Origin of the sequence: Marinobacter nauticus ATCC 49840 (assembly GCF_000284615.1) — a bacterium.
GTDB lineage: Bacteria > Pseudomonadota > Gammaproteobacteria > Pseudomonadales > Oleiphilaceae > Marinobacter > Marinobacter nauticus.
The window spans coordinates 1541998-1559422 of sequence record NC_017067.1 but is presented as its reverse complement, the minus strand read 5'-3'; the positions used below and the strand labels follow the sequence as shown (position 1 = coordinate 1559422).

Genomic DNA, 17425 nt, shown 5'->3' with positions numbered 1-17425 from the left:
ATCAACCTATCCAAATCAGATTCTGTTTTTCGCATCAAATATCCAGTCTTCCAGTCTCGGGTGCGGTTCGCTGGCAGCCGATTGATAACGCTCATAGAGTTCAACCGCATCGGCGGGGTTACCCAGATAGATATCGAGCAGGAAGGCCAGATTGAGGATTGCAGGCGCGTAGTCCGGATCCGCCGCCAACGCAGCTCGGTAATACCGTTCCGCCTCATCGAATTCTCCAGCATTCCGGGCAATCACGCCCAGATGATTCAACGCCTGGACATGCTCAGGATTGACTGCCAGCGCGCGCTCAAACCATTGTCTCGCGCTATCGGAATCCCCTTCCCGGAAAGCGATAATGCCAAGGTTCGCCATGGGACCGGCCTTGTCCGGGTAGTCAGTAGTCAGTTGCTCCAGACGAGTCCGGGCTTCGGCAAGGTTGTCCTGCTCCATGGCCCGGACCGCTTCCCGGAATGACGCCTCGAGGACAGCCGGCTCGGCCCGAGGATCAGATTCTGGCGGCGTCGGGGCCGTGACACATCCAGACAACCCAACTAACAACCAAAGACAGAGACCACCGGACTTAATCAAGTTCATAGACAACCCCCGAGGTCACTTCTTCCTTCCGGTAGCGTCCTGGCAGCAGGACTCCCAGGGCCTCGTAGCTGCGCTTGACCCACTCATCGAAAATGCCCTCCCGGGCCCGCCGGATGTTCTGCTCGTGGATATCGATGGCGTTGTCTTCGAATGGATAGGCCTGCTCTTCCAACAAAAGCTCGTACTGGGCCAGCTCAAGCTCACTCAACCCGGTGGGCCGCTCCGAATCCATCAGATCGGCACCGAGGCGTCCATAGATATGGGCAATCTGGTATCCGGCCTCGGTTGCGAACGTCGAAAGGCCGTAACTGGCGGTTTTCTTGTAGGCATTAACTGCCCGTTCAAGCGCATCGGTCTTTGCAGCCATGCTCTCATTCAGTGGCAACGTCAGGCGAATGCTGTCATACCGGGCAAGCGCTTCGCGGGCGAGAATGGCCGAGGCTGACGCGGCAAGGTAGCGCATGCGGTCGTCCGCCGCGTCCGGATTCCGGTCCACCGTTTCCATTTGCTTGCGCAACCAGTAATCTCTTTTTACGGTGTCATCAGCTTGCTGATAGAGCTCAGCCAGCCGATTGGCCGCTTCCATGTAGACATCGGCCGGCTCGGGATGGCTGTTGGCGTAATTCCGCCAGGTATCAATGGCCTTGTCACGGTTTCCGGCCTGATCGTACAGCTCTGCTGCAATCAACAGGTTTTCTCTTCGCTCTTCCGGCGTTGTCGCCAGAGCCACCATTTGTTGCAATTCGTCGGCTGCTCGCTCCCACTGCGCCGTTTCACGATAGGCCAACGCCAGTTTTGCCGGGACCGTATCAATCAATTCGTGGTCCGGGAAAGCCCTTCGGAAACTGGTCAGCACACCAATGGCCGGTTCCCAGAGCTTGGCGGTTATCAGAAGTGAGGCGGCATCGTATTCAGCGTTTGCCCTTAGTGCGGATTCCGGAACCACAGCACCGACTCGCAGGAACTCGCTGACGGCAGCTTCCACATTACCGGCATCGGCCAACTGCTCGGCCTGCCGATAGACCGCAGCGGCCAGGTTTTCACGTACCCCGCTTCTTCGCTCATCATCCTCGGCCATGGTTGCCAGGGCATCACGGTAAGCCTGCTCCGCCTCAGCGTACCGAGCCAGTTCAGAGAGGCTGTGGCCAGAGAACAGGAAGGCTTCTGTCGTTAACTCAGCGGAAGGCGTGGGCTGCCAGGTCACAAGCCGGGCCGCCATATTGACGGTCTCTTCCCAGTTTTTCCGGTCAAACTCCCGCTGTAGTGCAATGTAATACACCGCCGGGGCCCTGGGGTCTTCGGGAAACGCATTTGCAAACCTCAGCCGATTCAACTGCTGCAGTTCCTGATAAGCCGCCTGTTCTGATACGGATAGACTGTTCCAGGTTATTGAATACTCACGGAATGCCAGAACCGACGCGTAGCCGGCTTCGGCTGCCCGCCCGGATACGGTGTCCTGCGGATAGTCATAGGCCACACGCTCGAAAGCGGCGATGGCTTCCGCCCAGTCTTCCAGCTCCAGATAGGTTTCACCCAGAAGGAACAGACGCTCCGGGGTGCGGGGATGATCCGGGAAGGTGGCGGCAAACTCGGCGTAATAACTGGCGGCTTTGCGGTAGTGATCATCGGCCTGCCGCTGATCGGAGGCCTCCCCTGCCAACAGGTACTGGCGGTCTGCCAGCTCAGGCAGGAGCCGCTCCAGCTGTTGCTCAATGAAACCCATCGCATCCGGGCCCGCTGACTGCCAGTAGTCGCTGTAAATACCGTAAAGGCTGACAAAGTCGGCCTTTCTTTCGGGGACGGTACGGGTGAAACCGGCCAATTCCAGGGTATCGATAATCCGGATGTGGTAGCGTGGCGCCCAGGGACTCGCCGGGTGGTCTTCTATGTAGGCCTCAAAGACGTCGATCGCATCACCGTATTGCTCCCGCTCCAGCAAGAGCTCGCTGTAGCGGTCATAGACCAGGATTTCATAGGGGCGCCCACCAGTCTGGCGAAACAACGCCTGCAAGGTTTCCGCGCCATCAAGGTAAGACAAGGACAGCCCTACGACCCGGAACAGATCCTCGATCAAGGTCTGGCTCCGCCGATCCACATCTTCCACCGGTTGCCCCTCGGGCATCACCAGATCAAGCACTTCTACATAGCTGAACAGGGCTTCCTGGTATTGCGCCTGCTTGAATAGACTCCAGCCTTTCATGTAATGCGCGTTTACCAGAAACGAGGCATCGGCCATCCGCTCCTGGCTGGCGAGGGTAACCTCGTCGAATGCCTGCTCGGCTTCCCGGTATCGGCCATCGATAAACAGCAGATCGCCGCGGCGAAACTGAGCTTCTATCCAGTAGTCAGAATCGGGGTACCGCCGGACCAGAGTATCCAGAGTATCGAGTTGCTGGGGCGTCGCTCCCCGAAGCTCCCAGGCCCTGGCAAGCTGATAATAGATCTTGTCATTGCCCTCGCGCTCCGGGTATTCGGACAGAAGACGCTGGTAGGCCTCGATAGCACCGGCGAGCTCATCGACAGCGGTATCGGCCATTTTCCGCTCCGCCCGCTGAAATTCCAGATCGGCCAGCCGGTGTCGGATGGTAACCTGCTTGCGGGGATCGTCCACCAGCGGCAAAAGCGCCTTGTAGCTTTCCATCACTATTTCAATGGAGACATCATCCGAGGGGCCGCTGCCAGTCTCGACACCCTGAACCTGACGGGTCTCAGTCGCCGGAAGCGCGGCCAGGGTGCCCTCACGGACCCTGGGCATTTCCTCATCGCCGGCGGGGATCATCGACTGTAACATCTGACAGCCACTGGCCATGAGCAGCGTACCTGCCACGACAAGGCCTTTCACCATCTTTCCTGGGATCCCGTTACTCATCACCGGCTCCCGGGTTTTGCGATGTGCGGAACAGTTGGTCCGCCAACCTGGCCTGGGCATGGCGGGAAGCCACCAGATACCCATTGAGCTCTTCCTGCTGGTCAACAAGCATGCTGTCTACCTGGCTCAGGAGGATTCGCCGGGCGCTGCTCAATGCAACGGCCACCTCTTGGCCAAGGGTGGCGAGTTCGCGCTCGCTGGCAGAAATGCGCCGAGCCAGTTCGGCATGGCGGTCGCCGTCGGACATCAGGGCTTCAACCTTCTGCCGCTGGGCCTGGAAGTGCTGCATTTCACGATCCAGCTCCCGCAACTGCTTTTGCGCCGCCCAGCGATTCAAGCCATAGTCATCCGCAATCGACCAGTCGAAGTAGGCACGCATCCTCCGGTAAGTCTCACGCTGTCTGGCCGTGGTGGCGTCGTCAGGCAAGCCCGCCAGAGTTTCTTCAACCTCGTTGAGCTTGTCTCTCAGTGCTTTCTGTTCTGCGGTCATGAAGAATTGAGCGTCGTCTTCAGCCAACGCAGTGGCGATCGTTTCCCTGAATTCCTCATGCAACGTCTGCCACTGGTCCGCCTGCTGGTTTTCGAGCGCCCGACGGGTTTCTGCAATCCGAACCTGGCGCTGTTGTTCGCGGGTTTCCAGCATGATCCGGAAGGATTCAAACCGGGACTGCCGCTCGGCGATAAAGGATTGCATTTGGTAGAGCTCGTTCAATTCTGCAAGCGCCTGCTGAAAAGTCTCCGAAGCCAGCACTTCGGCCATGCCGAAATCGGAAGGCTGGACCCGCAAACGGCCGTAGGAATCCGTGAGAATCCCGTCGCTGTCACGAGTAAAGTCGAGCTGCGCCATCAGGCTCTGTTCACTGAGCTCATTGCGGATATTGTCCAGCTCCTTTATACGGGCCTGGTAGAGGTCCGCTGCCTGTTTGAAGGCTGACAGTGCTCGCTGCGGTCTGCTCATCTGCTCAAGAACATAGGCCCGGGCAAACGGAACCTGCTGTCGCCAGGGCAAAAACAGATTCCTGTTTGACAGCGTATCAAGCGCATCAAGTGCCCGATCCGGCCTGCCCTGCCCGGCCGCCGCTACGGCATAGTCGAAAAGGGCCTGGTCAGCGAATACGCCATTCAGCGGCATGTCGCCAAGGATCTCAAGCGCCGCGTCGAACCGGTCATCCCTGAGGTAAAGCCGGGCAAGTGACAGTCGGGCCCTGTCCAACAGGCCTTCGCGTTCGGCCTCTGGTTTGGCGGAATCGGCAGATTGTTGAATGATGGCGATGAGTGTCTGCAGTTCAGCCTCGGCTGTCGCGACGTCTCCCGCGTCCAGAGCGGCGACGGCTGAATTGTATTGCAGGTAAAGGGACCAGATGTCCGTGTCTTCCAGTTGTTCCTTCAGCGACGTCAGCTTCGATTCGTCTTCGATCCTCGAAGACATCATGGCCACTCGTGCTCGCAGATAAACCCACTCCCGATAGAGGTCATGGTTGGCCTCAGCGAGTGCCTCGGCATCCACGCGCTCGAGATTCTCACCGGCCAGCTCACGATTACCTTCCAGGAAAAACACCTTGCCCAGATAGAACCAGGCCTGATTGCGAACATCCGGCGAAAGTGTGCTACCCGTGCCGTCACTACCGAGCAGTTCCGTGAACAATTTGCTGGCCTCACGGGTCATGCCCCAGGACAACATCAGCCCACCCTCTACCAAAGCCGGGTGATCACCATGTCCTTCGATACCGCCTTGCTCACGGGCAACCGCCAGCTGGGTCAGAGCCTCAAAGACATTGCCCTGATGATACTCATACAGAGCCCAACCGTACCGAAGGTCCTTCGCCCGCTCAGGTCGGGGCTCATCGGCCTGGGCCGGAGCAACCATAGTCAGCCATAACAAAGCGCCGGTAAACAATACCGAAAGCGTTCGAAACGGCTTGATTACTGTCAATCCCACGACGCGGTTTACTCCCACTCCACGATGGAAACTGAGGGCTGGTAATCGGAAGAGCGATCCTCAACACGGATCTCCAGCGCAGCTGTGCCAGTGCCCTTCTCGAATTCCAGGGATGCAGCCTGTTTGTAGGGCCGCTGATCCGGTCCGATTCCCTCAACGAACGCCGTCACCTGATGGGCTCCGGTTTTCAGGTTGCCCACGTATAGCCGTTGCATGCCGCCGCGTTCGAGTGCAGTCACCTGACGCTCGGTATATAGGTGGGAGGCAACGATCTCGTCGTCAACCTTCAGCTTGACCGCATCCAGCTTCAGAAACTTCCCTGTATCCACGCTGAGAAACACCGCAACCTGGGTGTTGGCCGGGAACAGCAGATCCTCCTCGAGGATAAACAGGTCCCGGTTAAGCCGGATGACCTTCTTCTTGAGGGCCTCGACCTGCTCGGCGACCGCTGTGCCATCCTTCTCCTCCTCGGGATTGGTCTGGGCGAAGGCAGGGGCTGTCAGGGCAAGGGTCAATGCCGCTAAAAGCGCCGTAAATCGGGAGTTCAAGCAAGTGGCCATGATCGTTCTTCCTGCATGCTCAGTATTCAAGAATCAACGACGCCCGGGTGACATAGGCATCGAAGGAATAAAGGGGTTCTTCGCCGGGGAGATACACTCCGGGTGCGGTGACATCCCGAAAGTTGTCATATTCAAAATTCAGCCAGTCCACCAAAAGACTGAACTGCAGGCGGTCTATGCCGGGAAGGGATGTCTGCTTCCACTCGTACACCGCGCCGAATGCCAGGGTTGTTCCTGAAAGGGAGCTGAGCTCCTTGTCCCGGGCAAGATGGGTCTGGGAGTTCGCGAACGGGAAAAGATCGCTGTAAAAATCCGCCTCGTTCTGGGTGTAATAGCGGACGGAACCTTCAAGGGTCCAGCGCTGGTTCAACCCGTGCACGTAACCCAGTTCCATGGTATGGGCGTTAATACCCCAGGTATCTGAAAAATAGCGGTATTCACCGCGTATTGAGGCGCGATACGGCAGATAGTAAAGCGCTCGCACAGCCACGGAGGTACTGGTTCGGGTTTCCGGATACCGTTCCGGTTGAGTCAGGAACTCCGCTGGTTTGTCGGGATTAATGTAGCGGTTCACACGATACGGGTTTTGCAGATAACCCTCGTCTGTGACCACTTCGAGGTCCAGGCCTACCAGACTGTTACGGGTAACGACCTGGCTAAGGCCCAGCTGGTAGTTACGACGATCGGCTTCCTCGCTGAAGGTCTCGTTGCCAACCTTGCCCACTTCGTCCCAGCCACTGGCATAACCCATGGTGACCGTGGACATGCCACCGAAGAATTCCTGGCTCACCGAAAAATAGAGGGTATTGGCTTCGTAATCATTTTCCGTACTGTTGGTATAACCCAGACTCAGAATGGCCTTGTCGTACAGGTAATCCACACCCACGGTGTATTCTGTGCGCTCCTCCTCGTAGGCACTGGCTGTCGCCAATACATCCACCGAGGCAGCAGACACAGAATCCACGTAATACTGACCGGAAAATGAGACCTGGGGGCCAATGCCTTTGCGGACCAGCACCGATGGGCCATCAATCACCATGCCGCCACCATCGTAACGATGATAGAGCACGTCTACTTTGTCCACGGGTAAGGTCGCCGCTGTGGCGGACTGAACCGTGAGTAACGCCATCAGGGCCATCAAACTGAGTGCAGCAACCCGAAATCTGTCAGTTACAGCCACAGCCACCCCCTGAACCGCCTTCAGCGCCGCGAGCGGATTCTCTGGCCTGATAGACGTGATGCATGTAGGCGTCAGCCGTGCCATGCCTGCTCAGACTCATGACCGGATCCGCCAGATTGTCACGCTCGTAGGGTTTCACCCAGGGTTTTACCGAGCTGCAGCCGGTCGCCATCAGCAGCAGTGCAACCAGAGACAGGGACGACAGGATCGACAAAATTCGCATAGCGGGCACCGTCCAGAAGTTACTCGCGCACCAGTTCGCGAATCTGTTGCTCGTATTCATCCTCGTAACCTGGCTGGTAGCCGTAGTGCAGATATCGGGCATTGCCGTTCCGGTCAATCATCACCGTCGTTGGCATGGCCTGAACCTCATACAGTTCACTAACCGAGCTCTCCGGATCGTAAAGAATCGGATAGTTGACCGGCACCTTGTCGAGGAAACGGAGGGCTTCGTCCCGATTCTCATCCACGTTCACTGCCAGAATGGTGAAACCGAGATCCTTGTACTGGCTGTATAGCTCGTCCATCAGGGGCATTTCCTGACGGCAGGGCCCACACCAGGAAGCCCAGAAGTTGAGCATAACGACCTCGCCCCGATGATCCTCCAGCCGCAGGTTCTCCCCGGAGCGGCTTTCCAGGGTAAAGTCTGGCGCCGGTACGTTAATGGCCTCAGCCGCGGCCAAGGGGCTCGCACAGGCCAGTACACCCGCCAATGCCAGTCTTGCTATGGATGCTCTCACAGCCATTCCTCCTTAATTTCAGAAAAACACAGACAACCCGGTACTGACCTCGGTATTGACGGAGGTCTTCTCTTCCCCAAGCACATCAATGTCGTAAAAGTGTTGCCGTACCCCAAAATGCACCGACACGCTGTCGGTCAATAGAACCTGATAGCCGGCACCCGCATTCAGGGTGAAACGGGTATCGCCGGCAAACTCCGTGGCCCCTGCCCCGGCAATCAGATAGAAGTTGGTGTTGAAGGCGTAATTCTCTGTGAGGAACGCCTCACCCGGCAGCACGTTGTACCCCAGGTTGATGTTGTAGTAGCTATAGTCCCGCTCACTGTCGGTCAGCACCTCCACATCTCCGGCCAGCTTCTCGAAACTGGTCTCGCCGCCTTCCGCAAAGCCCACACCTGCTTCGAAAAAGAACGATTCGCTCAGGTGGTATGTCAGCTTGCCGCCGTACAACAGGGACGATTCAAAATCCTCAATGTTCAGCACACCCACAAATGCCCCGATCTCGAAGTTCTCGGTATCGATCAGGGCTTCGGTAACCGGCACCGGCGTCACGTCGGGCTCGATCAGCGGGCGGTCTTCCTGCGCCTGTCCTGCCGCTGCGGTGCAAAGGCCTGCCGCAAGGCACAGCGGTTTCAGAAAAAGATGCTTAGTCCGATTTTCCATTCTGTCGCTTCTTCGTTGGTGGACCGGGTCGTGAAGACTTTGTAGTCCTTCACCTCGGCACGGATGAAATATCGATCAGTGATGTAGGCCCTGATTCCAAGGCCGGCATGGCCGATGCTGTTATCACGTTCCTCCGGCTGGGCGAGAGACGCTTTCGGCTCAACCCAGATATGGCCAATCCCCAGGGTGAAAAAAGGCGATATCCGCCAGTCCGGAAATGGCTGATGCACCAGATTGCCATTAACCATCCGAATCTCGGAGGCACTGCCAAGAATCTGAGCCCCCCACAGCTCTGCAGACAGATTCCGGGTCAGCCAAAGACCTCCATAGCCAGCCATCACGGCAGCACCGTCAAACTCGCCCATCATCAAACCGGCTTCTGCCCGTCGCTTCCCGAACGAATCCAGGTCAGGAACCTGGAGGCTCACGGTCTCTCCGGTGACATCCACGGTTTGAGCCAGGTCCGCCACCGACACCCAGCCCTCCCTGCCTCGGGAGTCCATCACCTTGATCCAGCTGGTCTTGCGCTGAAGGATGGTCAGCCACTCGCCTTTCTCACTTGTATGGAACACCGGGTATCCGGATGCCGGGCCCGTCCTCCAGGACAGATAGGCTTCGGTTACCTGCACCCGGGCCACATCCTGGCCCTCCGAGCCCCATAACCCACCGGCCCAACTCTGGGCAGGGAGCAAGAGTAAAATCATGAGAATGGCGATGGGCATGGCGCGAGCTTGAGTCCTTGGATCAGTCTTCCGGGGCATCGAAGGGGTTGTTGTAATACTGGCCACCAATATCCAGCCATTCTGAAATCAGCCTCAGTTCGGAAGGCTTCAGAAAACCTTCATGGCTGCCACCGGCTGCGAACACATCAAAGAATCGACTGAACCGAGCGCCATTGACAGACATGGATGGCCGAACCAGCACGGTGACCATGATCGGTTGCTCGTTCCCATCAGCATCAAGAATCGGATTGCCCTCTTCATCCCTTAGCACCTCCCCGGAATCCACCAGCACATCCACGAGGGCGCCGTTCATCAACTCCTGCTCGTTGTCCGGATAGAGGAGTTCGCGATAAGAATTGAAGTGCAGCGGCTCTGCAGGTGACGGGCCATCGCCCAGATCCAGCTGCCCGGCGGGCACCTGAGCAGCGCCTGCTGCATCGGCGGTAGTGTGGCAGCCGGTGCAGGTGGAATCAGAAATGACGTCCATGGTGACAGGGTCCACTTCCTGCCGGAGCTTACCCCAGAGTGGATGGATATGCTGTTCGTAGTTAATCACAATACGGCAGTTCGGCGACCACTCCCCAGCACAGACACCGGAAATGGGCGGAGCCGTGTCCAGGTCACCGTAAGCGTACGCGAAACTCGCGCCCAATGGCGCCACATTCGGGTCGGTCCATTCATCTTCGTACACAAGATCCGGTAACGGTCGGCGAATGCCGTTGATTCGGCCATAGACCTCGGCCATGGTTTCGCCCATGTCGGCAAACAGTGCAGGATCGGTGTTCGGAAATGGCCGGCCAGTGGTTGGCGCCCCGGCCCAGGCGGGCGCGGGGCCGGCATCGGTGCGGCCATGAGGAGCGGAGCTATCCGGATCATGGCAACCTGAACACTCCCGAGTCTCGCCAGGGCGCACGGACAGCCAGTTCTCATGCCTTGGCCCGAGTCTTCGTCCCTGCCCGTCCAGCACGCTGATCGCAAAGGAAACATTGGCAGGGACCGCCACTTTCACCGAGCCATCCGGCTCAACCGGCACATAACCGAGGATCTCACGCATTAGCTGGCCACGGCTTCGCCCGTAAGCGCTGTTGTCGAAATCCCGTACGTCGTCATCGGGTATCGCCACGGGCTTCTCAAGGCGCAGGAATCTTGCTGGCCGCTGCTCCGGGGGCGTTTGCACCGGATTGGCCATGGCGGGGATGCCGGCTGACGTGGTGTCCGAGCCGTCCAGATCGTAAACACTGCGAATGTGCAGAATTCCGTAACCGTCATCCGCCAACGCGCCAGCTTCGCCGGGGAACTGGGCCTCTGGAATAAAACGTTCCAGTGGGCGACTTCGCATCAGCAAGGCCTCGTCAAACTGGACGCCTTCTACCGCAGTCACAATCGGACGGCGGGTGCTTTCAGCCGCATCCAGAAGCCAGAGCCCATAGACCGGAGGGGCCGGACGATATTGGTCAGAAGCCAGTCGGTCTTCCGTACAATTTACAATGCGATCGGTCGCAACTTCCCGCAACCGGCAAGGAGTCCAGCTGACAAGGTAACGGCCGGTGCCATCCAGTAGCGGCGATGCAAACCCGTAGCGCCCGCCAAGAGACAACTCTCCATTCAGGCGAATGCCCGGAATCAATGAGCGTTGTCCCACAGCCTCAGTGCCATCGACGCGAAGATTGGCCTCAACAAAGCGTTCAACATCAATTTCTGCCAGCACCGACGCATAGTCGTCGCTTTCAAAGGGGCGCAACTGAACCAGCAGGTTGCCTGAATCCAGTGCCTGAGGCCGCAGGAACTGGATGTCGCCGGCTTCCGGAATGGACTCATGGGAATGCCGGCCGTAAAGGTAGCTCAACCCGGTACCGTCAGGATTGACGCGATAAAGGTTCACACCATTGTTTCGAGTCTGACCGGCATTATCCCAACGACTGAAAATGATGGTGCCATCGCCCATAACCACGGGGTCCAGGTCATGGCTCTGGTTAAAGGTGATCTGCTCGATATTGCGGCCATCGTCATCCATGACATGAAGCAGAAACGCCGGACTGTCCAGTTCCTCGTCCAGGCCGGAATACTGAGGCTTGCCCTCATCCAGCAGAATCGCCTTGGATACGCGCTGACGTGTGGATGAGAAAACAATCCGGCCGTCAGGCAGATAAGCCGGCGCCACATCCTGACCCGCGCGGGCGGTCACGTCCGAATCAATAATACGGCGAAGCGATGCCGCGGTTCGATCGTATTCCCAGATATTCCAGGTGGGCTGTTCGTCATCGTCGGCACCCTCTATCTCTGGGGCACGCAGGGCAAAGAGTAACCGGTTTCCATCCTGGGACACGTGAAGATCTTTGACGTCGTAGCCCCCCTGTCCAGGAGTGCCACCAGAAAATGCAGCGGAGGATATATCCTTTGCCGAAGAACGTGCTGCGGCGCTGGACTTAAGCAAAAGGCGGGCGCCTGGCCTGAACTCTGCGGGGTTCGCAAGGTCATCCTCAACCAGCGATCCGGTGTTTTCATTGAATACAAGCTGCCGTTCTATGTAGGCAACCGGCTCCTCGACCACAACCGGATCAGCCTTCTGGCTGTCACCGCCAGACAGGCATCCTGTCAGCGACAGTGCACCGATACAGGCCAGCAACCGACCACGGTGATAGCGAGCAGAGAGAACCGATGACGTGACTTCCAATGTGACAAACCCTGTGGTGGATGACATTCCATGACATAAATTAAGTCGGTTCGAACCTGTCACTCCAAAGCTTTTACGTAACGCAATGTAATAACGTGGCCTGGGACTCAATTTTTAAGATATAGCAAGTCGTAAACTTTTAACAATTGTCAAAAAGCATTAATGTGCGGATGCTAACCATCATTGAGGGATACGGACATGACCGCCCGGAACAGGATGACAAGCCTGATGACCATGGCTTGCAGTATCATCGTTCTTTCAGGAATGGGGTCCAGCCTGGCTGAGGCAGGCGCCAGGGAACAGGCCAAACAGATACACGACCGTATTGCGGGCGTTCCACCATCCGAGAGCGTCCTGCAGTCGATGGCCGACCTGATACCTTCCAATCCCGAAGGCGCTGCGTTCATCGCCATGGAAGATCCCGCCTTTTACGATGTCACGCTCAAGAACTTTGCTGCGCCCTGGACCAACGAGGCCATGTCCAAGTTCGTGCCTCTCAACGATTACATTGCCACCGTTGTCGGCATGGTTCGTGACGACCAGGATTTTCGGAAGATCCTTTTTGAAGACGTGCTCTACATTGGCGATCCGTCTCTCGGTTTACCGCCCTACTCTGTGAGCAACAACAACCATTACTCAGAACTGGAATCCCGGGGCATCAGCCTGCGCGATAACCTGATTCGGGTCAGCCAGTCCAGCTACAACGGACTGCCATCTTCGGCCACGGCCGGCGTGATCACCTCCCGTGCCTCTGCCCGAGCATTCTTCAGCGCGGGCACCAACCGCGCCATGTTCCGGTTTACCCTGATCAACCACATGTGCAACGACCTGGAGCAGGTCGCTGACGTTACCCTGTCCACCGACCGTATTCGGCAGGATGTCTCTCGCAGCCCCGGCGGAGACAGCCGGGTTTTTCTCAATAACTGCGTAGGCTGCCACACCGGCATGGATCCGATGACCCAGGCCTTTGCCTATTACGACTACCGGTATGACCAGAACAACGACCCCGACGGTGAATTGGGGCGGTTGGTCTACAACGCCGTCGGCACGACAGATCCGGTAACCGGAACCCGGGTTCAGAGCAAATATCACATCAATTCGGCGACGTTTGAGCAGGGTTATGTCACACCTGACGACCGCTGGGACAATTACTGGCGCCAGGGTGCCAATCGACGCCTTGGTTGGGATCCGACCTTGCCCGACTCCGGCAACGGCGCCAAAAGCCTGGGTCGGGAATTCGCCCACTCCCAGGCCTTCGCCCAGTGTCAGGTGAAGAAAGTCTTCGAGAACGTTTGCCTGCGCCCACCCTCGGACAGTGACGACCGGGCCAAGGTCAACAGTATGGTTGTCAGCTTCGCGAACCAGGGCTACAACCTGAAGCAGGTGTTCGCTGAATCCGCTGTTTACTGCATGGGGGAGTAACAGATGATGACACTGCGAGCACACACACCGGCGCAAGCCCTGAAATCGGTACTCGTTGTTGTGGGAGCCACCCTGCTGCTGGCGGCCTGTGGCGGAGAGTCTACAGAATCTCTTCCCAACACCTCCGGCAACTCAGGCGGCATTGTCTACAGTGGTCCGGCTCCGGCAACCGAGGATGTGTCCAATTTCAAACGCAGCGTTTGGGACAATCTGGTTACCCAGGATAAATGCGGGTCCTGCCACGGGGCCGATGGTCAGTCGCCCACCTTTGTTAATGAGCAGGACGTCAACAGCGCCTATTCCCAGGCAAAGAAGATTGTAAATCTCTCGGATCCGTCTGACTCCCTGATGGTAACCAAAGTGGCAGGTGGCCATAACTGCTGGTTATCCAGCAACTCTGCCTGCGCAGACATCCTGACAACCTACATCACAAACTGGGCAGGCGGTGGAGGTTCGGCCAAAACCGTCGAGTTACGTGCACCGGCCCTGAAAGATCCGGGGGCCACCATTTCTCTGCCGGCCGAGCCCGGCCTGTTCGCCACCACAGTGTATCCGGTGCTCGAACAGTACTGCAGCGAGTGCCATAGCGATGGTGGTCAGACACCCTACATTGCCAGTGCCGATGTAAACACCGCCTACGACCAAGCCCGAAGCCGCATTGATGCCACGGTGCCCGCCGACTCTCGCCTGGTACAGCGGCTGCGCTTTGACTTCCATAATTGCTGGGATAACGACTGCGTAGCCTCAGCCAACCTGATGGAAATGAAGATTCTGGAAATGGTCGAGGATCTGAGCGCAACGCCTGTCGACCCTGCTCTGGTGGTCAGCAAGGCGGTTGAGCTCAGTGCCGACGGCCTGCTGGCCAACTCCGGCGGTCGCTATGAAGACAATGTCATTGCCCTGTACGAATTCAAAGCGGGTGAAGGGCAAACTGCATTTGACACCAGCGGTATTGAGCCACCGCTCAATCTAACGCTCAGCGGCAACGTTGACTGGGTTGGCGGCTGGGGCATTGACCTTGGCCCCGCAGGAGAAAACAGCGAAGGATTCATGGTGCCTGCCGGCAAGGCCCAGGGCAGCACCTCGGCAAGCCGAAAACTCCACACCCAACTGACCACCTCCGGTGAATACAGCATCGAAGCCTGGGTAGCTCCCGGGAATATCACCCAGGAAGACGCCCGCATCGTCACCTATTCCGGCTCCGCGACCACACGCAATGTAACCCTGAGCCAGTCGCTCCAGCGTTACGAAGTACTGCATCGCTCCACCACCAGCGACGAGAACAGCGCCTTTGCAACTCAGGATGCCGATATGCTGTTGCAAGCGACTTTGCAGCATGTGGTGGTTAACTACAGCCCGGCGACCGGTCGACAGATCTTTGTCAACGGTGAGTTTTCGGGCGACCTTGATCCCGATGAGGGCGGACTGCTAACCGAGTGGGACGACAGCTTTGCCCTGGTGCTGGGTAATGAAACCGACGGTAATTCCCCGTGGCAGGGGGCCATCCGTATGGTGGCCATTCACAACCGTGCATTAACACCCCAGCAGATTCAGGCCAACTTTGAAGTGGGTGTGGGCCAGAAGTTCTATCTGCTGTTCGGGGTCTCCCACCTGATTGACCTGCCACAGAGCTTTATCGTATTTGAAGTCAGCCAGTTCGACAGCTACGCCTACCGATTCACCAGTCCGTTTTTCATCAGCCTGGATGACAGCGTCGAGCCCTCGAATATCCCGCTCAGGGGAATGCGTTTGGGTATCAACGGCAAAGAAGCCACTGTCGGGCAAGCCTGGGCCAACCTCGATGTCCTGCTGGATGCAGACCTCTACCAGCCAGGCGTCGGCCAGCCACTGTCCCCTCTGGGCACCATTATTGCGCTTGAAGGCGGCCCCGGAATTGACGAGTTCTTCCTGACCTTTGATCAGATTGGCAGCAACCAGTTTGCCCGGATCGAGCCCGCGCCCCTGCCGCAGCCCGAGCCGGCAGACCTTCCGGCGTCACCGGAAATCGGTCTGAAAACCTTTGATGAAATCAATGCCTCCATGGCCCGAATGACCGGCGTTGCCACCACGCATCCGGATGTAAGTGCCACCTACAATACCGTGAAGCAACAACTGCCCACGGTGGAGAACATTCAGGGTTTCCTGTCGTCGCACCAGATGGCGGTAACCCAGATGGCCATTCAGTACTGTGATGCGCTGGTATCCAGCAGCCAGCTCCGAAGTGACATGTTCCCGGGATTCAACTTCTCGGCTCCGGCCGACAGTGCCTTTGAGCACGGAGGCAAGAGCCTGATTATCAACCCGCTGATCTCCCGGTTCGTTGGCACCAATCTGGCTTCCCAGCCAAGCACCACCGACATCGAAACGGAGCTGGGCCAGCTAATCGACAACCTGACGGTTTGCGACGCCGGTTGCTCCGCAGATCGCACCGAGACGGTGGTCAAGGCAACGTGTGCCGCTGTCCTGGGCAGCGCGACTACCCTGGTTCAGTAGAGGACGCCAATCATGTTTATTCGTAAAAACAGAAACAAGCCCCTGGCCAACGGTAGTCCACTACTACACGATGATCATGGCAAACCCCGCACCCGCCGAGAGTTCATTTCTCAAGGGTTGATGGCGGGCACCGCCACAGTCTTCGGGGCCTCCATTTTCAGCCTGTTCGCCAATCCCCGCGAAGCTGCAGCCGCGCTCTCCCCGGATCTGGAGAACCTGAAAGAAAGCTGCGGTATTGCGCTGAATGGCGCCGGCAAAATTCCCTTCATCTGCTTTGACCTGGCTGGTGGCGCCAATATCGCCGGCTCCAATGTCTTGATGGGAAAGTCCGGGGGGCAGATGGATTTCCTGAGCACTGCCGGCTACAACAAGCTTGGCCTGCCAGGCGACATGCTCCCGAATAATCCCGCGTTCGTGAACACGGATCTGGGGCTGGCGTTTCATTCGGACAGCGGCTTCCTTCGGGGTATTATGCAAAGCACCAGCGCTGGCACCCGCGCCAACACCAACGGGGCCATCATCGCCGCGCGCTCTGAAAACGATACCGGGAATAATCCCCACAACCCGATGTACGGTATTCACATGGCCGGAGCGGATGGCTCGCTTTTGTCACTGGTCGGCTCACAGAGCTCGGAGTCTGGCGGCAACTCCCTCGCACCGATGAACCTTATCGACCCCAAGGTACGCCCTACCAAAATTGATCGCCCTTCCGACGTGACTGGCCTGGTAGACGTGGGTGACCTGATCGGCATCCTGGATCAGAAAGACGCCGTTGCCGTAATGGAATCAATCCATCGCATCAGCGATGCCAAAATGGGCCGGGTGAATACCAACATCTCCACCGATGACGTGGTTAAACAACTCGTTCGCTGTGGCTATATCAAGAGTGCGGACCTGGCGGACCGTTTTGGCAATCCGGCATCCCTGGATCCGGTGGCGGATCCTGACATTGTCGGTCCGGCGGGCATTTTCTCCAGTAGCGAATTCAGTGGTAACCGGGAGTTTCAGAAAACCGCCTCGGTCATGAAGCTGGTCCTGGAAGGCTATGCCGGGGCTGGCACCATCACCATGGGCGGGTACGACTATCACACCGGCGAGCGGGGCACGGGCGAGCGGCGTGATGAACAGGCTGGGCGTTGCATGGGCGCCTGCCTGGAATATGCGGCGAGGAAGCAGATCCCGTTAATGCTCTACGTATTCAGTGACGGTTCTGTATCCAGCAACGGCCGCATTGACGACTCTCTGGAAGGCCGGGGCAAGGGCGAGTGGACCGGCGACAATCAGCAGACTGCTGCGTCGTTTTTCCTTGTATACAACCCTGCCGGTCGCCCCGGAGCCATCCGTAACCAGATTGGCTTCATGCGCTCAGATGCCTCTGTGGAAACCGCCTCCAGCCCGGCCGCCAATAACGTCAACCAGTTGGTTCAAACGGTGCTTTTGAACTACATGGCACTGCATGGCGAACAGGGTGATTTTGGCGCTCGCTTTACCGGCCACGGCCTGGGCAACAGCACCATGCAGGACAGCCTGATTGCGTTCTCCAATGTGGTCAACGGCACCATCAACGGCTGACGGCAG

13 protein-coding genes are annotated in these 17425 nt (G+C 57.8%); 3 read left to right on the top strand and 10 right to left on the bottom strand.

Annotated features, from left to right (window positions below; translation table 11 throughout):
* Nucleotides 1-15: 15 nt before the first annotated feature.
* From MARHY_RS07155 to MARHY_RS07110, 10 genes are read right to left on the bottom strand one after another with little or no spacing between them, the layout of a single operon-like run.
* Nucleotides 16-585, bottom strand: a complete 570-nt coding sequence (locus tag MARHY_RS07155; protein WP_014421179.1) for a tetratricopeptide repeat protein — start codon at nt 583-585, stop codon at nt 16-18.
* Nucleotides 572-3454 (bottom strand): tetratricopeptide repeat protein, encoded by a 2883-nt coding sequence (locus MARHY_RS07150; protein ID WP_226374418.1) that lies wholly within the window; start codon nt 3452-3454, stop codon nt 572-574. Before MARHY_RS07150 ends, MARHY_RS07155 begins: the two co-directional genes overlap by 14 nt.
* On the bottom strand, nt 3447-5393 hold the full coding sequence (locus tag MARHY_RS07145) for a hypothetical protein (protein WP_158011877.1): 1947 nt from the start codon (nt 5391-5393) through the stop codon (nt 3447-3449). Before MARHY_RS07145 ends, MARHY_RS07150 begins: the two co-directional genes overlap by 8 nt.
* Nucleotides 5394-5401: 8 nt before the next feature.
* Complete coding sequence (locus tag MARHY_RS07140) at nt 5402-5953, bottom strand: hypothetical protein (RefSeq protein ID WP_011785294.1); 552 nt, start codon at nt 5951-5953, stop codon at nt 5402-5404.
* 19 nt (nt 5954-5972) lie between these two features.
* Nucleotides 5973-7133 carry a DUF3570 domain-containing protein gene (locus tag MARHY_RS07135; protein WP_228703058.1) on the bottom strand — a complete coding sequence of 387 codons (1161 nt, stop codon included), beginning with the start codon at nt 7131-7133 and terminating at the stop codon, nt 5973-5975.
* Complete coding sequence (locus MARHY_RS07130; protein WP_014421175.1) at nt 7120-7356, bottom strand: DUF4266 domain-containing protein; 237 nt, start codon at nt 7354-7356, stop codon at nt 7120-7122. Before MARHY_RS07130 ends, MARHY_RS07135 begins: the two co-directional genes overlap by 14 nt.
* Nucleotides 7357-7375: 19 nt before the next feature.
* Complete coding sequence (locus tag MARHY_RS07125; RefSeq protein WP_014421174.1) at nt 7376-7879, bottom strand: TlpA family protein disulfide reductase; 504 nt, start codon at nt 7877-7879, stop codon at nt 7376-7378.
* Nucleotides 7880-7891: 12 nt separating this feature from the next.
* The gene (locus tag MARHY_RS07120; RefSeq protein ID WP_014421172.1) at nt 7892-8536 is read right to left on the bottom strand and encodes an outer membrane beta-barrel domain-containing protein; all 645 of its coding nucleotides are present in this window, start codon (nt 8534-8536) and stop codon (nt 7892-7894) included.
* The gene (locus MARHY_RS07115; RefSeq protein WP_014421171.1) at nt 8506-9258 is read right to left on the bottom strand and encodes an SH3 domain-containing protein; all 753 of its coding nucleotides are present in this window, start codon (nt 9256-9258) and stop codon (nt 8506-8508) included. Before MARHY_RS07115 ends, MARHY_RS07120 begins: the two co-directional genes overlap by 31 nt.
* A gap of 22 nt (nt 9259-9280) precedes the next feature.
* A complete protein-coding gene (locus MARHY_RS07110; protein ID WP_050999001.1) occupies nt 9281-11959 on the bottom strand; it encodes an HzsA-related protein in 2679 nt (892 codons plus the stop codon).
* 189 nt (nt 11960-12148) lie between these two features.
* On the opposite strand from MARHY_RS07110, the gene MARHY_RS07105 reads away from it, so the two are divergent.
* Genes MARHY_RS07105 through MARHY_RS07095 form a run of 3 tightly spaced genes read left to right on the top strand, consistent with a single transcriptional unit; the run spans nt 12149 to nt 17419 of the window.
* The gene (locus MARHY_RS07105; RefSeq protein WP_226374416.1) at nt 12149-13354 is read left to right on the top strand and encodes a hypothetical protein; all 1206 of its coding nucleotides are present in this window, start codon (nt 12149-12151) and stop codon (nt 13352-13354) included.
* Nucleotides 13355-13357: 3 nt separating this feature from the next.
* Complete coding sequence (locus MARHY_RS07100; protein WP_014421168.1) at nt 13358-15847, top strand: LamG domain-containing protein; 2490 nt, start codon at nt 13358-13360, stop codon at nt 15845-15847.
* Nucleotides 15848-15859: 12 nt separating this feature from the next.
* Nucleotides 15860-17419, top strand: a complete 1560-nt coding sequence (locus MARHY_RS07095; protein WP_011785303.1) for a hypothetical protein — start codon at nt 15860-15862, stop codon at nt 17417-17419.
* Nucleotides 17420-17425 lie beyond the last annotated feature (6 nt).